This window comes from Streptomyces sp. TRM70350 (assembly GCF_019219825.1).
In the GTDB taxonomy this organism is placed as follows: domain Bacteria; phylum Actinomycetota; class Actinomycetes; order Streptomycetales; family Streptomycetaceae; genus Streptomyces.
The window spans coordinates 225,308-241,127 of record NZ_JAHUXH010000003.1; the positions used below are offsets into that span (position 1 = coordinate 225,308).

The window sequence follows — 15,820 nt, forward strand, 5'->3', positions numbered from 1 at the left end:
ACGGTGCCGGGCCCGACAAGCGTCGCGGTCCGTGTTCAGCCGTACGTGTAGAAGCCCGAGCCGCTCTTGCGGCCCAGCCGCCCCGCGTCGACCATCCGCTGGAGCAGCGGGGGAGCGGCGTAGAGCGGCTCCTTGTACTCCTCGTACATGCTCTGCGCCACCGAGGTCACCGTGTCCAGACCGATCAGGTCGGACAGCCGCAGCGGGCCCATCGGGTGGGCGCAGCCGAGCTCCATGCCGTTGTCGATGTCCTCGCGGCTGGCGATGCCCGACTCGAACATCCGGATCGCGGAGAGCAGGTAGGGGATCAGCAGCGCGTTCACCACGAAGCCGGAGCGGTCCTGGGCGCGGATGCTGTGCTTGCCCAGCGTCTTCTCGGCGAACAGCTGGGCCCGGCCCAGCGTGCCCTCGGAGGTGGTCAGCGCCGGGATCAGCTCGACCAGCTGCTGCACCGGGGCCGGGTTGAAGAAGTGGATGCCGATGACCTGGTCGGGACGCGAGGTGGCGACCGCCAGCTTCACCAGCGGGATGGAGGAGGTGTTCGAGGCCAGGATCGCGTCCGGACGGGTCACCACCTGGTCGAGCACCTGGAAGATCTCGGTCTTGACCTGCTCGTTCTCGACGACGGCCTCGATCACCAGGTCGCGGTCGGCGAACTCGCCGAGGTTGGTGGTGAAGCTCAGGCGCGCCTGCGTCGCCTCCTGCTCCGCCTCGCTGATCTTGCCCCGCTCGGCCGCCTTGGACAGGGAGTTGAACAGCCGGGTACGGCCGATCTCCAGGGCCTCGCCGGTGGTCTCGGCGACCTTCACGTCCAGTCCGGCGCGGGCGCACACCTCGGCGATGCCCGCTCCCATCTGGCCGCAGCCCACCACTCCGACGCGCGCGATATCTCCCGCTGGGATGCCCGTCACATCGTCCCCTTCGCTGATCTACGCCTCCGGCAGGTCCGCCGGGTTCGGTGCCTGCTCCGTTCGTGCACGTTACCCGTAAGTATCGATGATCGATCGCCGGGGTCGGGGCATGCTGTGCCGCGGAGACGATCCGTGACCGAGCGGATCCGCAGGGTATGGGGTGTTTGTTCATGGGACGGCTGTCACGTCGGGCGTTCGCGCTGGCCGCACTGTCGACGCTGGTGATGGCGGGCGACGCGAGTGCCGCCCCCGCGCGACGGACGCACGCCGCCACCGAGATGCGCGGGGTGTGGCTGGCCACCGTGACCAACCGGGACTGGCCGTCGCGCGCGGGCCTGACCGCCGCACAGCAGCGCACAGAGTTGCTCGCCCACCTCGACACGGCGGCCCGGCTCCGGCTGAACACGGTGATCCTCCAGGTGCGGCCGACGGCCGACGCGCTGTGGCCGTCGCCGTACGAGCCGTGGTCGCAGTACCTCACCGGCACCCAGGGCCGGGACCCCGGCTGGGACCCGCTCGGCACGGCCGTCGCCGAGGCGCACGCCCGGGGGCTCCAGTTGCACGCCTGGTTCAACCCGCTGCGCGTCGCCGTGCACGCCGACCGGAGCCGCCTCGTCGCCTCCCACCCGGCCCGGCGGCACCCCGAGTGGGTGGTGCCGTACGGCGGCAAGCTCTACTACAACCCGGGGCTGCCGGAGGTCCGTACCTTCGTGCTGGACGCGATGCTGCACGCGGTGGCGAAGTACCCGGTCGACGCCGTCCACTTCGACGACTACTTCTACCCGTACCCGATCGCAGGCCATGCCTTCGACGACGACGAGGCCTACGACACCCACGGCGGCGCCTTCTCCCACCGCGCCGACTGGCGGCGGGACAACATCAACCGGCTGGTGCGCGACATGGCGGCCCGCATCAAGCAGATCCGCCCCGGCACCCGCTTCGGGATCAGCCCCTTCGGGGTGTGGCGCAACGCCTCCACCGACCCGCGCGGCTCGGACACGCGGGCGCTGCAGTCGTACGACGAGATCTACGCGGACACCCGCAGGTGGGTGCGGGAGAACTGGGTCGACTACATCTGCCCGCAGCTGTACTGGCACATCGGCAACTCCGCCGCCGACTACGCCAAGCTCGTGCCCTGGTGGGCGGAGGTGGCGCGGGGCACCGGGACACAGCTGTACGTGGGGGAGGCGCTGTACAAGGCCGGTGTCCCGGGGCAGCCCGCGGCCTGGCAGGATCCGGCCGAGCTGTCCCGGCACCTGACGTACGCCCGGGACTTCCCGGAGGTGCGCGGGCATGTCTTCTTCGCCGCCGGCGAGATGGCGGCGGACGACCACGGGGCCATGGCGCGGGTGGTCGCCGACCACTACCAGCGGCCGGCGACGCCCCCGCGCTGAATCACTGCCCGGGGGTGGTTTCCCTGTGCCGGATCTCGGTGTCGGGGCCGGGTGAGCACAGTCCCTCGTGCCCGTCCTGGAAACGGACGCGGTACGGGGGTTCGCCCTTCTGGCCCAGCACTTCGACGATCTCGCCGACCTTGTCGTGCTGTCCGACCACCCTGCCGTGCTGGACAAGCTGGTCGCCCACGCTTGCGCGCATCTGGGGCCTCCTCACGATGTGCGGGAGCAGCGGTCCATGACTTTGAGTCTACGGCGGACGGCGCCGGTCGGTACCGGCGCGAACGCCACTCAACCCCGCGCCCGTTGCGTGACGGCGATGCAGACGAGCACGGCCGCGGCCGTCAACGGGGCGGCCACTGTCAGGTGCTCGCCCAGCAGCAGCACCGACCACACCAGTGTGAGCAGCGGCTGGGCCAACTGCAACTGGCTGGCCTTGGGGATGCCGATGGCCGCCATGCCCCGGTACCAGACGACCAGCCCCAGGAACTGCGAGCCCGCCGCGACCCAGAGCACTCCCGTCACGCTGTGCAAGGTGAGCTGCACGGGTTCGTACGACAGGGTCAACGCGGTGGCGGGCACGGTGAGCGGCAGACACAGCACCAGCGCCCAGCCGATCACCTGCCAGCCCGGCATGACCCGCGCCAGCCGCCCGCCCTCGGTGTAGCCGGCGGCGCACACCAGCAGTGCCGCGAAGAGATACAGGTCGGCGGTGGACAGGGCGCCGCCGCTCTGCTGGACCGTGAACGCCAGTACCGCCGCCGCGCCGACCAGCGCCGCCGCCCAGAAGGTGCGGGAGGGACGGCTGCCGACGCGCAGGGCGGACAGCAGCGCCGTCGTCAACGGCAGCAGGCCGACCACGACGGCGGCGTGGGCGGTGGTCGACGTCTGCAGGGCGAGCGTGGTGAGCAGCGGGAAACCGAAGACGACACCGCCCGCGACGACCGCGAGGCCGGGCCAGTGCTGCCGGGCGGGCAGCGGAACCCGCAGGGCCAGCAGGCACGCGCCCGCGATCAGCGCCGCGAGCGCGGTGCGTACGGCGACCAGCGACCAGGGCCCGAAGCCCTCCAGGCCCCAGGCGGTGGCCGGGAACGTGAGCGAGAAGACGGTGACGCCGAGGGCGGCCTGGAGGGTGCCGAGGGTGGCCTTCGGTGCGCCGCTGACCGCTATCCGGCTCGGCGCGATAGCGCTACTCTCTGGTCTCATGCAACAGAGTAGCAGTGTCAAGGAACTGGCAGACCAACTGCGACGGGAGCTCGACCACTACTCTCCCGGTGGAAAGCTCCCGTCCAGCCGGGCCCTCGTGGAACGGTTCCGGGTGAGCCCGGTGACCGTCTCGCGGGCCCTCGCCCACCTTGTTGCCGAGGGGCTGGTGGTGACCCGGCCGGGCGCCGGTGCCTTCCGCGCACTTCCGCATGCCGGGGGCGCTCCCGCGGGCGACACCTCGTGGCAGGAGGTGGCGCTCAGCGCGGACAGCGCCGCCGACGTCGTACCGCGCACCGTGGACGCCTCCGGGGTCACCGTCTCGCTCGCCGTGCCGCCGCCGGGGGTGACCGAGTTCAACGGCGGCTATCTGCATCCGTCGCTCCAGCCGGAGAAGGCCATGGCGGCCGCGCTGTCCCGGGCCGGCCGGCGTCCGGGCGCGTGGGGGCGGCCGCCGCTGGAGGGGCTGCCGGAGCTGCGCGAGTGGTTCGCGCGCAGCATCGGCGACACCGTCACGGCCGCCGAGGTGCTGATCACGTCGGGCGGCCAGTCGGCGCTGACGACGGCCCTGCGTGCCCTGGCCCCGCCCGGCGCGCCGGTGCTGGTGGAGTCACCGACGTACCCGGGCATGCTGGCGATCGCCCGCGCGGCGGGCCTGCGCCCCGTGCCGGTGCCGGTGGACGCGGACGGGGTCAGGCCCGCGCTGCTCGCCGACGCGTTCCGGGCGACCGGGGCGCGGGTCTTCGTCTGCCAGCCGCTGTTCCAGAACCCCACCGGCGCGGTCCTCGCCCCCCAGCGGCGCGGTGAGGTGCTGCGCATCGCGCGGGCGGCCGGGGCGTTCGTGATCGAGGACGACTTCGTGCGACGGCTGGTGCACGCGGACGCCGGGCCGTTGCCGCGTCCGCTGGCCGCCGACGACCCGGACGGCGTGGTGGTGCACGTCTGCTCGCTCACCAAGGCGACCTCGCCGAGCTTCCGGGTGAGCGCCCTGGCTGCGCGCGGGCCGGTGCTGGAGCGGCTGCGGGCCATCCAGGTGGTCGACACCTTCTTCGTGCCCCGGCCGCTGCAGGAGGCGGCCCTGGAGCTGGTCGGCTCGCCCGCCTGGCCCCGCCATCTGCGCACCGTCTCGACGGAACTGAAGGCCCGCAGAGACGCGATGACGGCGGCGCTCGGCCTGTACCTGCCCGAACTCACCCTCCCGCACATCCCCTCGGGCGGCTACCACCTCTGGCTCCGCCTCCCCGACGGCACCGACGAGCCCGCCTTCACCGCGGCCGCCCTCCGCGCCGGCGTGGCCCTCGCCCCCGGCCGCCCCTACTTCAGCGCCGAACCCCCGGCGGGACACGTCCGCCTGAGCTTCGCGGCGGTGGCGGGGACGGGGGAGATCACGGAGGGGGTACGACGGCTGCGTACCGCCTGTGACGAGGTCCTGGGATAACCGGTCGACGCCCGCGCGCCCGCCCTGCGAGCATCCCGCCATGACCGACCTGCCGCCCCTCGCCGAGGGCTACGAGATCTCCACCGACTCCGACCGCATCGACGCCGAGCGCGTGCACAGGTGGCTGTCCACCGACGCGTACTGGGCGATCGGGCGGCCACGGGAGCAGCAGGACCGGGCCGTCGCCGGGTCGCTCAACTTCGGGGTGTACGCAACCGTTTCGGGGGAGCAGGTCGCGTATGCGCGGGTCGTCACCGATCTGGCGACCTTCGCGTGGCTGTGCGACGTGTACGTCGATCCGTCGGTGCGCGGCAAGGGCATCGGCACGGCGCTCGTCGAGGCCGTCCGCGAGCATCTGCGGCCGCACGGGCTGCGCCGCATACTGCTGGCCACGCACGATGCGCACGGCGTGTACGAGAAGCTCGGGTTCGCGCCGCTGGCGCGGCCGGAGGAATGGATGGCGCTGTATTTCGAGTGAGTTGTCCGGCTGATCCTGACCTTCCGGTAAGGATTCGCGGCGCCTCCATAACTCACGCGTAACGCCTCTTGACCTGCTCACTCTCCGGGCACACGATCCCCGCATGGCACTTCGGGTCACGTTCGTCGCCGCCGCGCGCAGCGCCCCGCTGCTCGCGGAACGCTTCGAGGACGACCGGCCGCTGGACCAGGCGGGCTGGGACGAGGTGCAGCGCGTCGCCCGCGACCTGGTGCCACTGGCGGCGGCCGAGCTGCGCTACTGCTCGCCCACTCCCCGCAGCCGCGCCACCGGCGACGCCCTCGGCTACGCCCCGCTGGCGCAACTCGCCCTGCGCGACTGCGACATGGGCCGCTGGCGCGGGCTCACGCTGGGGGAGGCGATGGCCCGGGAGCCGGAGGCGGTGGACGCCTGGCTCGCCGACCCCCGCTCCACACCGCACGGCGGTGAGTCACTGCTCGCCTTCATCGGCCGCGTCGGCGGCTGGCTGGACACCCGGCCGGTCGAGGACGGCTGCCGGATCGTCGCCGTGGCCGAGCCCTCGGTGATCCGCGCGGCCCTGGTCTACGCCCTGAAGGCACCGCCCTCGATGTACTGGAGCATCGACGTCTGCTCCCTGTCCACGACCACCGTCACGGGCCGCGCGGGGCGCTGGAACCTGCGGTTCGAAGGCGGCCCGGCTCAGGCGCTGCGCGCGTAGTCCGTCGTCAGGACGAGGTCCTTCGCCGGGCCGCGCACCCGCCACACCGTCCGCCAGTGGTCCGCGTCCCGGACGGTGAACTCGCCCTGGTAGAGGTCGGCCGAGCAAGGGTGGTCTGCGAGGTGCCGGCCGGTGGTGAGGTCGAGGTCGTGGAAGGGGCGGCCGTCGGCGAAGCGGACGTCCGCCGTCCCGCGCGACGGTCCGGGCAGGAAGCGCAGCGTCCGCGCGGCGGGCCGGGCCACGCCCTGCCAGACGAACGTGCCGGACTCCTCGTGCAGCAGACCGCCGTCCTGAAGTGACGCGAAGACCGTCGTTCCCTCGAACCGCCCGTCGTCCCCGCTCGCGAGATCCCGCACCGACCGCGTCACCCGCCAGCGCCCGGCCAGATACGCCAGGACATCCGGCACCGGCCAGAACTCGCCCATCCCGTCCTGCTCTCCGTCCCGTCCGATGCTGCGCGACCCATTGACGCGCCCCCGCCCCCTCCCTATCTTGCCGTTCGAAGTGCTGACCATCGTCCGATATATCGAACACCCTCATGCGATCAGTTCTCTGTTCAGGCACCTCCCACCGAGCCGCGGAGTATTCATGTCACGCACCCGCTGGAGACTCGGCCTGACGGTCACCGCCTGTCTGGTGGCCGCCGCCATGGTCCCCGCTCCCGCGCACGCCGAAGCCGTCGTCGACTACGAGATCACCCTCGACCCGGCGGCGACGGGCGCGACCATCGACGACACGATGTACGGCGTCTTCTTCGAGGACATCAACCGGGCCGCCGACGGCGGCCTGTATGCCGAACTCGTGCAGAACCGCTCCTTCGAGTACTCCACCGCCGACAACGGCTCCTACACCCCGCTGACCTCCTGGGCGGTCAGCGGCGCGGCGCAGGTGGTCGACGACGACGGACGGCTCAACGAGCGCAACCGCAACTACCTCTCCCTGGGCGCCGCCTCGGCCGTGACCAACGCCGGGTACAACACAGGTATCCGGGTCGAGAAGGGCAAGAAGTACGACTTCTCGGTGTGGGCCCGCGCCGCGTCCGGCACCACGCTCACCGTCTCCCTCAAGGACGCCGCAGGCGAGCTGGCCAGTGCCCGCCAGGTGGCCGCGAAGGGCGCCTGGAAGAAGTACACCGCCACCTTCACCGCGACCCGCACCAGCAGCCGCGGCCGTCTCACCGTCGCCGCCACCGAGGCCGCCGCCCTCGACATGGTGTCGCTGTTCCCGCGCGACACCTACAAGAGGCAGCCGAACGGCCTGCGCAAGGACCTCGCCGAGAAGATCGAGGCCCTCGACCCCGCCTTCGTCCGCTTCCCCGGCGGCTGCCTGGTCAACACCGGCTCCATGGAGGACTACAGCGAGGCGTCCGGCTGGCAGCGCAAGCGGTCGTACCAGTGGAAGGACACCATCGGCCCGGTCGAGCAGCGGGCGACGAACGCCAACTTCTGGGGCTACAACCAGAGCTACGGCCTCGGCTACTACGAGTACTTCCGCTTCGCCGAGGACATCGGCGCCATGCCGCTGCCCGTCGTCCCCGCCCTGGTGACCGGCTGCGGCCAGAACCGGGCCACCGACGACGAGGCGCTGCTGGAGCGGCACATCCAGGACACCCTCGACCTGATCGAGTTCGCCAACGGCCCGGCGAACTCGACATGGGGCAAGGTGCGCGCCGGGATGGGCCACCCGAAGCCCTTCCGCCTCACCCACATCGGCGTCGGCAACGAGGAGAACCTCCCCAACGAGTTCTTCGCCCGCTTCCAGAAGTTCCGCGCCGCGATCGAGGCCAAGTACCCGGACATCACGGTCATCTCCAACTCCGGCCCGGACGACACGGGCACGACCTTCGACACCGCCTGGAAGCTCAACCGCGAGGGCAACGTCGACATGGTCGACGAGCACTACTACAACAGCCCGGAGTGGTTCCTGCAGAACAACGACCGCTACGACAGCTACGACCGGAAGGGCCCCAAGGTCTTCCTCGGTGAGTACGCCTCCCAGGGCAACGCCTGGAAGAACGCCCTCGCCGAGGCCGCGTACATGACCGGCCTGGAGCGCAACGCGGACGTCGTCAAGCTCGCCTCGTACGCCCCGCTGCTGGCGAACGAGGACTATGTGCAGTGGCGCCCGGACATGATCTGGTTCAACAACCGCGCGTCCTGGGGCTCGGCCAACTACGAGGTCCAGAAGCTGTTCATGACCAACGTCGGCGACCGCGTCGTACCGTCGACGGCGACCTCCACACCGGACGTCAGCGGCCCCATCTCCGGCGCCGTCGGCCTGTCCACGTGGGCGACCAGCGCGGCGTACGACGACGTCAAGGTCACGGCCGCCGACGGCACCACGCTGCTCAGCGACGACTTCTCCGGTGACGCCTCGAAGTGGAAGCACGTCGGCGGCGGCAGCTGGAGCATCCAGGACGGGGCCTACGTCCAGACCGACGCCGCCGCCGAGAACACCATGGTCACCACCGGCGACCCGGCCTGGCAGGACTACGACCTGCACGTGAAGGCCACCAAGAAGTCCGGCAACGAGGGCTTCCTGGTCGCCTTCGGCGTGAAGGACACCGGCAACTACTACTGGTGGAACCTGGGCGGCTGGAACAACACCCAGTCCGCCGTCGAGAAGGCCGTGGACGGCGGCAAGTCGACCATCGTCTCCAAGGCCGGGTCGATCGAGACGGGCCGGGCCTACGACATCGACATCAAGGTGCGCGGCCGTCAGGTCACCCTCTACCTCGACGGCAAGGAGTGGGGCAGCTTCACCGACAACAAGCCCGCCGAGCCGTTCCGCCAGGTCGTCACCGAGGACGACCGCACCGGTGACCTGATCGTCAAGGTCGTCAACGCCCAGTCCTCGGCCGCCCGCACCGCCATCGACCTGGGCGGCGCCAAGGTCGCCTCCAGGGCCCGGGTGACCACGCTGGCCGCCGCGCCGGAGGAGGTGAACACCGAGACGGACACGCCGGTCACCCCGGTGCGGTCCACCTTCTCCGGGGTCGCGGAGAAGTTCACGTACACCTTCCCTGCGAACTCCGTCACCTTCCTGCGGATCAAGCAGCGGTGACCTCCCGGGCGGCCCGGGCTCGCGGTACGCCCGGGCCGCCCGCGCTTCCCAGGTGGCGAGATTGCATAAACGTGCAGCGAAACGTATAGTCATGCCATCCAGGAGGAGGGTCCATGACGATACGTGCGGCGGTGGCCGGAGCGAGCGGATACGCGGGCGGAGAGCTGCTGCGTCTGCTCCTGATGCACCCCGAGGTCGAGATCGGCGCCCTGACCGGCAACTCCAACGCCGGCCAGCGGCTCGGCGCGCTCCAGCCGCATCTGCTGCCGCTGGCCGACCGGGTGCTGAGCGAGACGTCGGCCGAGGTGCTCGCCGGGCACGACGTGGTGTTCCTCGCGCTGCCGCACGGGCAGTCCGCCGCCGTCGCCGAGCAGCTCGGCCCGGAGGTCCTCGTGGTCGACATGGGCGCCGACTTCCGGCTGCAGGACGCCGGTGACTGGGAGAAGTTCTACGGCTCCCCGCACGCCGGGACCTGGCCCTACGGCCTCCCCGAACTGCCGGGCTGCCGCGCCGCGCTGGAGGGGTCCAAGCGCATCGCGGTGCCCGGTTGCTACCCCACGGCCGTCTCCCTCGCGCTGTTCCCGGCGTACGGTGCGGGGCTGGCCGAGCCCGAGGCCGTGATCGTCGCCGCGTCCGGCACCTCGGGCGCGGGCAAGGCGCCCAAGCCACATCTGCTCGGCTCCGAGGTCATGGGGTCCATGTCGCCGTACGGCGTCGGCGGAGTGCACCGGCACACGCCCGAGATGATCCAGAACCTCAGCGTGGCGGCGGGCGAGCGGGTCTCCGTCTCCTTCACCCCGACCCTCGCGCCCATGCCGCGCGGCATCCTCGCCACCTGCAGCGCCAAGGCGAAGCCCGGCGTCACCGCCGAGTCCGCCCGCGCCGCCTACGACAAGGCCTTCGCCGACGAGCCCTTCGTCCACCTGCTCCCCGAGGGCCAGTGGCCCGCCACGGCCTCCGTCCACGGTTCGAACGCCGTTCAGGTGCAGGTCACGTACGACGAGGCCGCGGGGCGGATCATCGCGATCAGCGCCATCGACAACCTGACCAAGGGCACCGCGGGCGGTGCCGTCCAGAGCATGAACCTCGCCCTGGGGTTCGACGAGACCACGGGGCTTTCGACGATCGGAGTCGCGCCGTGAGTGACGCACGTGCAGCCGCCGGGCCGCAGACAACGACGAAAGCCGCGCCTCTGCGCTGCACGGGCGGAGAAACGAACAAGGAGACACAGTGAGCGTCACCGCTGCCAAGGGCTTCACCGCCTCCGGCATCGCAGCAGGCATCAAGGAGAACGGCACCCCGGACCTGGCCCTCGTGGTCAACGACGGGCCCCGCCGCGCCGCCGCGGGCGTCTTCACCTCCAACCGCGTCAAGGCCGCGTCCGTGCTGTGGTCGGAGCAGGTGCTGAAGAGCGGCCAGGTGTCCGCGGTCGTCCTCAACTCCGGTGGCGCCAACGCCTGCACGGGGCCGAAGGGCTTCCAGGACACGCACGCCACCGCCGAGAAGGTCGCCGAGGTGCTCGGCCGGGGCGCCATCGAGGTCGCCGTCTGCTCGACGGGACTGATCGGCGTACTTCTGCCGATGGACAAGCTGCTCCCCGGTGTCGAGACCGCCGCCGCCCAGCTCTCCGAGCACGGCGGCGAGAAGGCGGCCATCGCCATCAAGACCACCGACACCGTCCACAAGACGTCCGTCGTCACCAGGGACGGCTGGACGGTCGGCGGCATGGCGAAGGGGGCGGGCATGCTCGCCCCCGGCCTCGCCACCATGCTCGTCGTCCTCACCACGGACGCCGACCTGGACAGCGAGACGCTGGACAAGGCCCTGCGCGCGGCCACCCGGGTCACCTTCGACCGCGTCGACTCCGACGGCTGCATGTCCACCAACGACACCGTGCTGCTGCTGGCCTCCGGCGCGTCCGGGGTCGCCCCGGAGTACGAGGAGTTCGCCGCGGCCGTACGGCAGGTCTGCGACGACCTCGGGCGGCAGCTGATCCGGGACGCCGAGGGCGCCAGCAAGGACATCAAGGTCGAGGTGGTCAACGCCGCGACCGAGGACGACGCCGTCGAGGTGGGCCGTTCCATCGCCCGCAACAACCTCCTCAAGTGCGCCGTCCACGGCGAGGACCCCAACTGGGGCCGCGTGCTCTCCGCCATCGGTACGACATCCGCCGCCTTCGAGCCCGACCGGCTGGGCGTCGCCATCAACGGCGTCTGGGTCTGCAAGAACGGCTCCGTCGGCGAGGACCGCGAGAAGGTCGACATGCGCTACCGGGAGGTGCACATCGTCGCCGACCTCGCCGCCGGGTCCGAGACCGCCACCATCTGGACCAACGACCTCACCGCCGACTACGTCCACGAGAACAGCGCCTACTCCTCATGACCACGACGCGTAAACACACCGCGCTGCCCAAGGCGCAGATCCTCATCGAGGCGCTGCCCTGGCTGACCCGGCACCACGGCAAGACGGTCGTCATCAAGTTCGGCGGCAACGCCATGGTGAACGAGGAGCTGAAGGCCGCCTTCGCCCAGGACGTCGTCTTCCTGCGGCACGCCGGGCTGAAGCCGGTCGTCGTGCACGGCGGCGGCCCCCAGATCAGTCGGGCGCTCGACCGGCACGGCATCGTCAGCGAGTTCAAGGCGGGCCTGCGCGTCACCACCGAGGACGCCATGGACGTCGTACGCATGGTGCTGGCCGGGCAGGTGCAGCGCGAGCTGGTCGGGCTGCTCAACCGGCACGGGCCGCTCGCCGTCGGCCTCACCGGCGAGGACGCCCACACCATGACCGCCACCAAGCACCAGCCCCGGATCGACGGCGCACTCGTCGACATCGGGCGGGTCGGCGAGATCACCGACATCGACACCGGCGCGATCGAGGCCCTGCTCGCGGACGGCCGGATCCCGGTCGTGTCGTCGATCGCCCGCAGCCAGGACGACCACCATGTCTACAACGTCAATGCCGACACGGCGGCAGCCGCACTGGCCGCCGCTCTCGGCGCCGAGACCCTCATGGTCCTCACGGACGTCGAGGGACTCTACGAGGACTGGCCCAACAGCGACGAGGTGATCAGCCGCCTCACCGCCTCCCAGCTGGAGAAGCTGCTGCCGGAGCTGTCGTCCGGCATGGTGCCGAAGATGGAGGGCTGTCTGCACGCCGTGCGCAACGGGGTGCGCAACGCCCGCGTCATCGACGGCCGGGTCCAGCACTCGATCCTGCTGGAGATCTTCACCGACGAGGGCATCGGCACGATGGTCGTGCCGGACGCACACGAGGGGGACGCCGTATGAGTGCCAACCAGGAACTGACCGCCCGGTGGCAGGGCGCGCTCATGAACAACTACGGCACCCCGCGACTGCCGCTCGTGCGCGGCGCGGGCGCCAAGGTGTGGGACGCCGACGGCAAGGAGTACGTCGACTTCGTCGGCGGTATCGCGGTCAACGCGCTGGGGCACGCGCACCCCGGGGTCGTCGAGGCGGTCAGCCAGCAGATCGCGTCCCTGGGGCACGTCTCCAACCTGTTCGTCGCCGAGCCGCCCGTCGCGCTCGCCGAGCGGCTGCTGCAGCTGTTCGGCCGGGACGGCAAGGTCTTCTTCTGCAACTCCGGCGCCGAGGCCAACGAGGGTGCCTTCAAGATCGGCCGGCTGACCGGGCGGACCCACATGGTCGCCACCGAGGGCGGCTTCCACGGCCGCACCATGGGCGCCCTCGCCCTCACCGGCCAGCCCGCCAAGCAGGGCCCGTTCCTGCCGCTGCCCGGTGACGTCACGCACGTCCCGTACGGCGACGCGCAGGCGCTGGCCGCCGCGGTCACCGAGGAGACGGCGCTCGTCGTCATCGAGCCGATCCAGGGCGAGAACGGGGTCGTGGTGCCGCCCGCCGGGTATCTGAAGGCGGCCCGTGCGATCACCGCCGCCACCGGATCGCTGCTGGTGCTCGACGAGGTGCAGACCGGCATCGGGCGGACCGGACACTGGTTCGAGTACCAGGCGCACGAGGGTGTCCTGCCGGACGTCGTCACGCTCGCCAAGGGCCTCGGCGGCGGGCTGCCGCTGGGCGCCACGGTGGCGTTCGGGCGGGCGGCCGAGCTGCTCCAGCCCGGTCAGCACGGCACGACCTTCGGCGGCAACCCCGTCGCCTGCGCCGCCGGACTCGCCGTACTCGACGCCATCGCGACCGAGGGACTGCTGGAGAACGTCAAGCGGCAGAGCGCCACGTTGCGGGACGGAATCGAGGCTCTGAACCATGGATTGATCGGCCATGTCCGGGGTGCGGGCCTCCTCCTGGGTATCGTGCTCACCAAGCCGCTCGCGCCACAGGTGCAGCAGGCGGCTCAGGACGCCGGATTCCTGGTGAACGCGCCCGCCCCCGATGTCGTACGGCTCATGCCGCCGCTGAACCTCGGCGACGACGAGGTGGAGGCGCTGCTCCGGGCGCTGCCCGGTGTCCTCGACGCAAGTCACGGGGACGGACGAGCCGGAGAATGAGACGACGATGAGCCACCCGCAGGACCACGGACAGGCGGGGGTCAACGGGCCTGCCGTGCCGCAGACCCGCACCGCACGCCACCGCCGGATCGTGGACATCCTCAACCGGCAACCGGTCCGCTCCCAGAGCCAGTTGGCGAAGCTGCTCGCCGACGACGGGCTGACCGTCACCCAGGCGACGCTCTCCCGGGACCTGGACGAGCTGAACGCGGTGAAGATCCGCAACACCGACGGCGACCTCATCTACGCGGTGCCCAGCGAGGGCGGCTTCCGCACGCCGCGCGCGCCGCTGGGGGAGTCGGCGAAGGAGGAGCGGATGCGGCGGCTGTCCCAGGAGCTGCTGATCTCCGCGGAGGCGTCCGCCAACCTGGTGGTCCTGCGCACCCCGCCGGGTGCGGCCCAGTTCCTCGCCTCGGCGATCGACCAGGCGGAGCTGCACGACATCCTCGGCACGATCGCCGGGGACGACACGCTGCTGCTGATCAGCCGTCAGCCGGACGGGGGACAGGCGCTCGCCGACCACCTGCTGCGGCTGGCGCAGAACGGCCACTGAGCCCGCCCTCCGGCGCCCTCATCGCACCCGACTCCGCCGCCCGCAGCAGGCGGCGGAAGGTCGGGCATTCCATGTGGCTCGGCGCCGGGCAGTCCGCCGCGTGCCGCAGCCCGTCCCGCATGGCGCTCAGATGGCGGATCGTCTCGTCCAGCTCGTCCGCCTTCGCCCTCAGCGTCCCCCGGTCGATCCGGGGCCGACCGTCCGGCGCGAACATCAGCGCGATCTCGTCGAGCGAGAAACCGGCGGCGCGGCCCATCGCGATCAGCGCCAGCCGCTGCAACACGCCGGGATCGAAGACACGCCGGCCGGCCCGTCTGCCGGTCGAGGCGATCAGGCCCTTCTCCTCGTAGAAACGCAGCGTGGAGGCGGGCACGCCGGAGCGCCGCGCCACTGCCGCTATGTCCGGATCATCCATGCCGTTGACCTCAAGTCGACTTGAACTGGCACCGTACGGCTACAGCCACGGGCTGTTCAAGGGCGATCGAAGGGAGACGGTCATGACCGCCGAACACGGGGACGAGCAGGCACCGAAGGCGCTGTGGAGCGGGGTGGCGGGGCGTAACTGGGTCGCGGCACAGGACGTGCTCGACGAGCTGTTCAGGCCGTTCGAGCCGCTGCTCGCCGAGCCGGTCGGCCCCGGCGCGCACGTCCTCGACGTCGGCTGCGGCACGGGCGCCACGACCGTCGCCGCGGCACGGCGAACCGGCCCGGAGGGCAGCTGTGTCGGCGTCGACATCGCCGAGCCGATGATCGAGGCGGCCCGGGCGCGCGCCGAGCGGGAGGGCGTGCCCGCCGGCTTCGTCCAGGCCGACGCCGGGACCCACGCCTTCGAACCGGCCGGGTTCGACCTCGTCATCTCGCGGTTCGGCGTGATGTTCTTCGACGACTTCGCCGCCGCGTTCGCGAACCTGCGGCGCGCCGCGCGGCCCGGCGCGGGACTGAGGCTCATCGTCTGGCGCGGCCCCGAGGAGAACCCGTTCATGACGACGGCCGAGCGGGCCGCGGCGCCGCTGTTGCCGAACCTGCCGCCCCGTGACCCGGACGCGCCGGGCCAGTTCGCCTTCGCGCGGGCGGAGCGGGTGCGGAGCGTGCTGGAGGAGAGCGGCTGGACGGGGATCGCCGTCGAGCCGCTCGACGTGCCGTGTGCGATGCCACAGAAGGAACTGGAGCGCTACTTCACGCTGCTCGGCCCCGTGGGCCGCGTCCTGCACGAGGTGGACGAGCCGACACGGGCCAAGGTCGTCCAGACCCTCCACACCGCCTTCGCCCCGTACGTGCAGGGGACGGAGGTCAGGTTCACGGCCGCGTGTTGGCTGGTGGGGGCGTCGGCGTAAGGGACGTGGCTCATCCTCGGCCATCCGGCTTGGCGTTCGTGCGGGGGGTCGGGGTCGGGCTGGCGGCTGCGTGTTGGCTGGTGGGGGCGTCGGCGTAAGGGACGTGGCTCATCCTCGGCCATCCGGCTTGGCGTTCGTGCGGGGGGTCGGGGTCGGGCTGGCGGCTGCGTGTTGGCTGTTGGGGGCGTCGGTGTAAGGGACGTGGCTCATCCTCGGCCATCCGGCTTGGCGTTCGTGCGGGAGGTCGGGGTCGGGCTGGCGGCTGC

Annotated in this window: 16 protein-coding genes; 11 read left to right on the top strand and 5 right to left on the bottom strand. The window is 71.5% G+C overall.

The window, feature by feature from the left end; all coding sequences use genetic code 11:
• Positions 1 to 35: 35 nt before the first annotated feature.
• A complete protein-coding gene (locus KWI83_RS07015) occupies positions 36 to 911 on the bottom strand; it encodes a 3-hydroxybutyryl-CoA dehydrogenase (RefSeq protein ID WP_218513408.1) in 876 nt (291 codons plus the stop codon).
• A 170-nt stretch (positions 912 to 1,081) separates the two neighbouring features.
• On the opposite strand from KWI83_RS07015, the gene KWI83_RS07020 reads away from it, so the two are divergent.
• A complete protein-coding gene (locus tag KWI83_RS07020; RefSeq protein ID WP_218513409.1) occupies positions 1,082 to 2,305 on the top strand; it encodes a glycoside hydrolase family 10 protein in 1,224 nt (407 codons plus the stop codon).
• A gap of 1 nt (position 2,306) precedes the next feature.
• Here KWI83_RS07020 and KWI83_RS07025 read toward each other — a convergent pair whose 3' ends face one another.
• Both KWI83_RS07025 and KWI83_RS07030 read right to left on the bottom strand, forming a co-directional pair.
• Positions 2,307 to 2,507 carry a DUF1918 domain-containing protein gene (locus KWI83_RS07025; protein WP_171113496.1) on the bottom strand — a complete coding sequence of 67 codons (201 nt, stop codon included), beginning with the start codon at positions 2,505 to 2,507 and terminating at the stop codon, positions 2,307 to 2,309.
• 89 nt (positions 2,508 to 2,596) lie between these two features.
• Complete coding sequence (locus KWI83_RS07030) at positions 2,597 to 3,511, bottom strand: DMT family transporter (protein ID WP_218513410.1); 915 nt, start codon at positions 3,509 to 3,511, stop codon at positions 2,597 to 2,599.
• Between KWI83_RS07030 and KWI83_RS07035 the strand changes: the two genes are divergently transcribed.
• The 3 genes from KWI83_RS07035 (at position 3,510) to KWI83_RS07045 (ending at position 6,121) form a co-directional block, all read left to right on the top strand.
• Positions 3,510 to 4,946: a PLP-dependent aminotransferase family protein gene (locus KWI83_RS07035; RefSeq protein ID WP_218513411.1), complete on the top strand. Its 1,437-nt coding sequence runs from the start codon at positions 3,510 to 3,512 to the stop codon at positions 4,944 to 4,946. The two genes, KWI83_RS07030 and KWI83_RS07035, sit on opposite strands and share 2 nt — an antisense overlap.
• 40 nt (positions 4,947 to 4,986) lie before the next feature.
• Complete coding sequence (locus KWI83_RS07040; protein WP_218513412.1) at positions 4,987 to 5,424, top strand: GNAT family N-acetyltransferase; 438 nt, start codon at positions 4,987 to 4,989, stop codon at positions 5,422 to 5,424.
• A gap of 103 nt (positions 5,425 to 5,527) precedes the next feature.
• On the top strand, positions 5,528 to 6,121 hold the full coding sequence (locus KWI83_RS07045) for a histidine phosphatase family protein (RefSeq protein ID WP_218513413.1): 594 nt from the start codon (positions 5,528 to 5,530) through the stop codon (positions 6,119 to 6,121).
• Here KWI83_RS07045 and KWI83_RS07050 read toward each other — a convergent pair.
• Positions 6,103 to 6,546 carry a DUF6314 family protein gene (locus KWI83_RS07050; protein WP_218513414.1) on the bottom strand — a complete coding sequence of 148 codons (444 nt, stop codon included), beginning with the start codon at positions 6,544 to 6,546 and terminating at the stop codon, positions 6,103 to 6,105. The genes KWI83_RS07045 and KWI83_RS07050 overlap by 19 nt on opposite strands.
• A gap of 163 nt (positions 6,547 to 6,709) precedes the next feature.
• Between KWI83_RS07050 and KWI83_RS07055 the strand changes: the two genes are divergently transcribed.
• The 6 genes from KWI83_RS07055 (at position 6,710) to KWI83_RS07080 (ending at position 14,220) form a co-directional block, all read left to right on the top strand.
• On the top strand, positions 6,710 to 9,184 hold the full coding sequence (locus KWI83_RS07055; RefSeq protein WP_218513415.1) for an alpha-L-arabinofuranosidase C-terminal domain-containing protein: 2,475 nt from the start codon (positions 6,710 to 6,712) through the stop codon (positions 9,182 to 9,184).
• A 113-nt stretch (positions 9,185 to 9,297) separates the two neighbouring features.
• Entirely contained in the window at positions 9,298 to 10,326 is a 1,029-nt protein-coding gene (gene argC / locus KWI83_RS07060) for an N-acetyl-gamma-glutamyl-phosphate reductase (RefSeq protein WP_218513416.1), read from the top strand.
• Positions 10,327 to 10,414: 88 nt separating this feature from the next.
• Positions 10,415 to 11,566: a bifunctional glutamate N-acetyltransferase/amino-acid acetyltransferase ArgJ gene (argJ, locus tag KWI83_RS07065; protein ID WP_218513417.1), complete on the top strand. Its 1,152-nt coding sequence runs from the start codon at positions 10,415 to 10,417 to the stop codon at positions 11,564 to 11,566.
• Positions 11,563 to 12,471, top strand: a complete 909-nt coding sequence (gene argB / locus KWI83_RS07070; protein ID WP_218513418.1) for an acetylglutamate kinase — start codon at positions 11,563 to 11,565, stop codon at positions 12,469 to 12,471. The genes argJ and argB overlap by 4 nt, the downstream gene beginning before the upstream one ends.
• Positions 12,468 to 13,667, top strand: coding sequence for an acetylornithine transaminase (locus KWI83_RS07075; RefSeq protein ID WP_218513419.1), 1,200 nt, complete (start codon positions 12,468 to 12,470; stop codon positions 13,665 to 13,667). The genes argB and KWI83_RS07075 overlap by 4 nt, the downstream gene beginning before the upstream one ends.
• 7 nt (positions 13,668 to 13,674) lie before the next feature.
• Positions 13,675 to 14,220 (top strand): arginine repressor, encoded by a 546-nt coding sequence (locus tag KWI83_RS07080; protein WP_218513420.1) that lies wholly within the window; start codon positions 13,675 to 13,677, stop codon positions 14,218 to 14,220.
• Here the strand turns inward: KWI83_RS07080 and KWI83_RS07085 are convergent.
• Positions 14,150 to 14,635 carry a helix-turn-helix domain-containing protein gene (locus KWI83_RS07085; protein WP_218513421.1) on the bottom strand — a complete coding sequence of 162 codons (486 nt, stop codon included), beginning with the start codon at positions 14,633 to 14,635 and terminating at the stop codon, positions 14,150 to 14,152. The two genes, KWI83_RS07080 and KWI83_RS07085, sit on opposite strands and share 71 nt — an antisense overlap.
• Before the next feature lie 82 nt (positions 14,636 to 14,717).
• Between KWI83_RS07085 and KWI83_RS07090 the strand changes: the two genes are divergently transcribed.
• Complete coding sequence (locus KWI83_RS07090) at positions 14,718 to 15,554, top strand: class I SAM-dependent methyltransferase (RefSeq protein WP_218513422.1); 837 nt, start codon at positions 14,718 to 14,720, stop codon at positions 15,552 to 15,554.
• The last annotated feature ends 266 nt before the right edge of the window (positions 15,555 to 15,820 follow it).

What these genes read in the sequence shown, in the direction of transcription:
- KWI83_RS07020 (WP_218513409.1), top strand. Translation starts at nt 1,082, where the DNA reads ATGGGACGGCTGTCACGTCGGGCGTTCGCGCTGGCCGCACTGTCGACG.
- KWI83_RS07025 (WP_171113496.1), bottom strand. Translation starts at nt 2,507, where the DNA reads ATGCGCGCAAGCGTGGGCGACCAGCTTGTCCAGCACGGCAGGGTGGTC.
- KWI83_RS07035 (WP_218513411.1), top strand. Translation starts at nt 3,510, where the DNA reads ATGCAACAGAGTAGCAGTGTCAAGGAACTGGCAGACCAACTGCGACGG.
- KWI83_RS07030 (WP_218513410.1), bottom strand. Translation starts at nt 3,511, where the DNA reads ATGAGACCAGAGAGTAGCGCTATCGCGCCGAGCCGGATAGCGGTCAGC.
- KWI83_RS07040 (WP_218513412.1), top strand. Translation starts at nt 4,987, where the DNA reads ATGACCGACCTGCCGCCCCTCGCCGAGGGCTACGAGATCTCCACCGAC.
- KWI83_RS07045 (WP_218513413.1), top strand. Translation starts at nt 5,528, where the DNA reads ATGGCACTTCGGGTCACGTTCGTCGCCGCCGCGCGCAGCGCCCCGCTG.
- KWI83_RS07050 (WP_218513414.1), bottom strand. Translation starts at nt 6,546, where the DNA reads ATGGGCGAGTTCTGGCCGGTGCCGGATGTCCTGGCGTATCTGGCCGGG.
- KWI83_RS07055 (WP_218513415.1), top strand. Translation starts at nt 6,710, where the DNA reads ATGTCACGCACCCGCTGGAGACTCGGCCTGACGGTCACCGCCTGTCTG.
- argC (WP_218513416.1), top strand. Translation starts at nt 9,298, where the DNA reads ATGACGATACGTGCGGCGGTGGCCGGAGCGAGCGGATACGCGGGCGGA.
- argB (WP_218513418.1), top strand. Translation starts at nt 11,563, where the DNA reads ATGACCACGACGCGTAAACACACCGCGCTGCCCAAGGCGCAGATCCTC.
- KWI83_RS07075 (WP_218513419.1), top strand. Translation starts at nt 12,468, where the DNA reads ATGAGTGCCAACCAGGAACTGACCGCCCGGTGGCAGGGCGCGCTCATG.
- KWI83_RS07080 (WP_218513420.1), top strand. Translation starts at nt 13,675, where the DNA reads ATGAGCCACCCGCAGGACCACGGACAGGCGGGGGTCAACGGGCCTGCC.
- KWI83_RS07085 (WP_218513421.1), bottom strand. Translation starts at nt 14,635, where the DNA reads ATGGATGATCCGGACATAGCGGCAGTGGCGCGGCGCTCCGGCGTGCCC.
- KWI83_RS07090 (WP_218513422.1), top strand. Translation starts at nt 14,718, where the DNA reads ATGACCGCCGAACACGGGGACGAGCAGGCACCGAAGGCGCTGTGGAGC.